The 3,646-nt window shown below is 73.5% G+C and carries 4 protein-coding genes; all 4 read left to right on the top strand.

The window, feature by feature from the left end:
- Positions 1-507, top strand: a 507-nt coding sequence (locus tag AOK24_RS35775) for a M20/M25/M40 family metallo-hydrolase (RefSeq protein WP_159052100.1), incomplete at its 5' end; no start/stop codon positions are given.
- Positions 504-2,411: a prolyl oligopeptidase family serine peptidase gene (locus tag AOK24_RS35770; RefSeq protein ID WP_055724137.1), complete on the top strand. Its 1,908-nt coding sequence runs from the start codon at positions 504-506 to the stop codon at positions 2,409-2,411. The genes AOK24_RS35775 and AOK24_RS35770, both read left to right, overlap by 4 nt.
- Entirely contained in the window at positions 2,408-3,334 is a 927-nt protein-coding gene (locus tag AOK24_RS35765; protein WP_055724136.1) for a S66 peptidase family protein, read from the top strand. Before AOK24_RS35770 ends, AOK24_RS35765 begins: the two co-directional genes overlap by 4 nt.
- Before the next feature lie 44 nt (positions 3,335-3,378).
- Positions 3,379-3,621: a LapA family protein gene (locus AOK24_RS35760; RefSeq protein WP_050375351.1), complete on the top strand. Its 243-nt coding sequence runs from the start codon at positions 3,379-3,381 to the stop codon at positions 3,619-3,621.
- Positions 3,622-3,646: the final 25 nt, after the last annotated feature.

Genomic DNA, 3,646 nt, shown 5'->3' with positions numbered 1-3,646 from the left:
GCCCTCCTCGCCAAGCTCGGCCCCGCCGCGAGCCTCGTCGAGTCGACCGTCCGCAACAGCGCCAACCCGACGATGCTGGACGCAGGTTACAAGGTCAACGTCATCCCCGGCGAGGCCGTCGCCTACGTCGACGGACGCTATCTCGCGGGCGCGGAGGACGAGTTCAGGGCGACGCTCGACAAGCTCACCGGACCTGACGTCAGTTGGGAGTTCCAGCACCATTCCGTCGCCCTCCAGGCACCCCTGGACACCCCGACGTACGCCGGACTCCGGGCCGCCGTACGGGAGTTCGCGCCCCAGGGGCACACCGTCCCGTACTGCATGTCGGGCGGCACCGACGCCAAGCAGTTCTCCCGGATCGGCGTCGTCACCTACGGCTTCACCCCGCTCAGGATGCCCGAAGGGCTCGACTACCAGGCCCTGTTCCACGGCGTCGACGAACGCGTCCCCGTCGACGCGCTGCACTTCGGCGTCGACGTCCTCGACCGCTTCCTGCGCACCGCGTGAACCGCGCCCTGCCGTACGGCGATTGGCCCTCGCCGATCACCGCGGACCTCGCCGGCGCGCACGACGGACGCCCCGAGTACGTCGGGTTCGTCGGCGACGAGGTCTGGTGGACGGCGCCCCGGCCCGCCGAGGGAGGCCGCCGCACCCTCGTCCGCCGCCGCGCCGACGGCACCGAGGAAGCGGTCCTGGCCGCACCCTGGAACGTCCGCAGCCGCGTCCACGAGTACGGCGGCTGCCCCTGGGCGGGGACCGTGCACGAGGGGCAACTCCTCGTGGTGTTCGTCCACTTCGCGGACCAGCGCCTCTACCTGTACGACGGCGACGGCGGACCCCGGCCCCTCACCCCCGTCTCCGGCGTCGGCGGCGGGCTGCGCTGGGCCGACCCGGTGCTGCTGCCCGAACGGGGCGAAGTCTGGTGCGTGAAGGAGGAGTTCACCGGCGAGGCACCCACCGACGTACGGCGCGTCCTGGCCGCCGTACCGCTCGACGGGTCCGGTGCCGTGCGTGAACTCACCGACGACCGGCGGAGGTTCGTCACCGGGCCGAAGCTGTCGCCGGACCGGCGCAGGATGGCGTGGATCGCCTGGGACCACCCCCGGATGCCGTGGGACGGGACCGAGCTGCTGGTCGCCGAAGTCACCGAAGCCGGCGAAGCCGGGGAGCCTCACGTCGTCGCGGGCGGGTCGCGGGAGTCGGTCGTCCAGGTCGAATGGGCGGCGGACGGCGGGCTGTTGTACGTGTCCGACCGGAGCGGCTGGTGGAACCTCTACCGCGACGGGCGTCAACTCTGCCCGCGCGACGAGGAGTTCGGCGGGGCGCTGTGGAAGCTGGGGCAGCGCTGGTGCGCGCCGCTGGAGGACGGGCGGATCGCCGTCGTCCACGGGCGGGGTGCCGCCGCGCTCGGCGTGCTCGACCCCGGTACCGGAGAGATCGCCGAACTGGCCGGGCCCTGGACCGAGTTCGGGGCCACGCTCGCCGTGCGCGGGGAACGGGTCGTCGGGGTCGGGGCCGGACCGTCCAGCGGGTACGAGGTCGTCGAACTGGACGCGGGGAGCGGGGCCGTGCGGGTCGTCGGGGCCGCGCACGCCGACGCCGTGGACCCGGCGTACTGCCCGCGGCCGGTCGCGCGGACCTTCGACGGGCCGGGAGAGCGGGAGATCCACGCGCAGGTGTACCCGCCGCGCAACCCCCGACACGCGGGACCCGAAGGGGAGTTGCCGCCGTACGTCGTGTGGGCGCACGGCGGGCCCACCGACCGGGCGCCGCTCGTCCTCGACCTGGAGATCGCGTACTTCACCTCGCGGGGGATCGGCGTCGTCGAGGTCGACTACGGCGGGTCCACCGGGTACGGGAGGGCGTATCGCGAGCGGCTGCGCGGGAGTTGGGGCGTCGTGGACGTCGAGGACTGCGCCGCCGTCGCGCTGGCGCTCGTCGCGGAAGGGGCCGCCGACCGGAGGCGGCTCGCCATCCGGGGCGGCAGCGCGGGGGGTTGGACCGCCGCCGTGTCGCTGACCCGTACGGACGTCTACGCCTGCGCCGTGATCCGCTATCCCGTTCTCGATCCCGTGGCGTGGGCGGACGGCGGGACGCACGACCTGGAATCCCGCTACCTCGACGGGCTGATCGGGCCGGCCGAGCGGTTCGCGCAGCGGTCGCCGGTCGAGCACGCGGACCGCGTCCGCGTGCCGTTCCTGCTGCTCCAGGGGCTGGACGACGTGATCTGTCCGCCCGCGCAGTGCGAGCGGTTCCTGGAGCGGGTCGGCGTGCCGTACACGTATCTCACCTTCGAGGGCGAGGGGCACGGGTTCCGCGAGGCGGCCACGACCGTGCGGGCACTGGAGGCCGAACTCGCCCTGTACACCGAGGTGTTCGGACTGCATCCCGGGAAAGAGCTGGTCCTGTGAACGAGTTGACCCGTCCCCGGCGTCTCGCGCCCGGCGCCCGCGTCGCGATCGTCGCCCCCAGCGGGCCCGTACCCGAAGAGCGGCTCCAGGGCGGCCTCGACATCCTGCGCGGCTGGGGACTCGACCCCGTCGTCGCGCCCCATGTCCTCGACCGGCACCGGGAGTTCCCCTACCTCGCGGGCGCCGACGCCGACCGGGCCGCCGACCTCCAGCACGCCTGGTGCGACCCGTCCGTCGACGCCGTGCTGTGCGCGCGGGGCGGGTACGGCGTCCAGCGCATGGCCGACCTGCTCGACTGGGACGCGCTGCGGGCGGCCGGGCCGAAGGTGCTCGTCGGCTTCAGCGACGTCACCGCGCTGCACGAGGCGTTCGCGAACCGGCTCGGGCTCGTCACCTTGCACGGGCCGATGGCCGCCGGCGTTGACTTCCTCAAGAACGCGACCGCGCAGCAGCATCTCCGGGCGACCCTCATGGAACCCGAGTCCGTCCAGGTCGTCACCGCGGCCGGAGGGGGCGCGCTGGTCGGCGGGCGGGCCCGGGGCGTCCTGCTCGGCGGGTGCCTGTGCCTGCTAGCAGCAGAACTGGGTACGCCGTACGCGCGGGCGTCCGCGCGGGGCGGGCTGCTGTGCCTGGAGGACGTGGGGGAGGAGACGTACCGTCTCGACCGCTACCTCACCCAGCTGCTGCGCGCCGGGTGGCTCGACGGGGTGCGGGGCGTGCTCCTCGGGTCCTGGGCGGAGTGCGACGCCTACCCCCTCGTACGGGCCATGCTCGTCGACCGGCTCGGCGGGCTCGGGGTGCCGGTCGTCGAGGAGTTCGGGTTCGGGCACGGGGCGGGGGCGCTGACGGTGCCCTTCGGGGTGGCGGCGGTGCTCGACGCGGACGCGGGGACGCTGGTGCTGGAGGAACCGGCGCTGCGCTGAGCGCTCGCCGTGCGGAACCGTTTGCTCGGGCGCACGCTGGTCGCATGAGTCCGAAGACGACGTCCGAGAGCGGGGCGAAGAAGAAGGGGGCGGGTCTGCTCACGCCGGGGCGGGTTGCCGTTGCGGTGCTGGGGGTGCTCGCCCTGGTGTTCATCTTCGAGAACACCCGGCAGACCAAGATCCGGTTGTTGATTCCCGAGGTCACCATGCCGTTGTGGACGGCGTTGCTGGCGACGGGGGTGGTGGGGGCGTTGTGCGGGGCGTATTTCGTGCGTAGGAGGAAGTAGCGGTGCGCCTAAGGGGGTGCCGGGT

This window comes from Streptomyces niveiscabiei (genome assembly GCF_001419795.1).
GTDB lineage: Bacteria > Actinomycetota > Actinomycetes > Streptomycetales > Streptomycetaceae > Streptomyces > Streptomyces niveiscabiei.
This window is presented reverse-complemented; position numbering and strand designations above follow the sequence as displayed.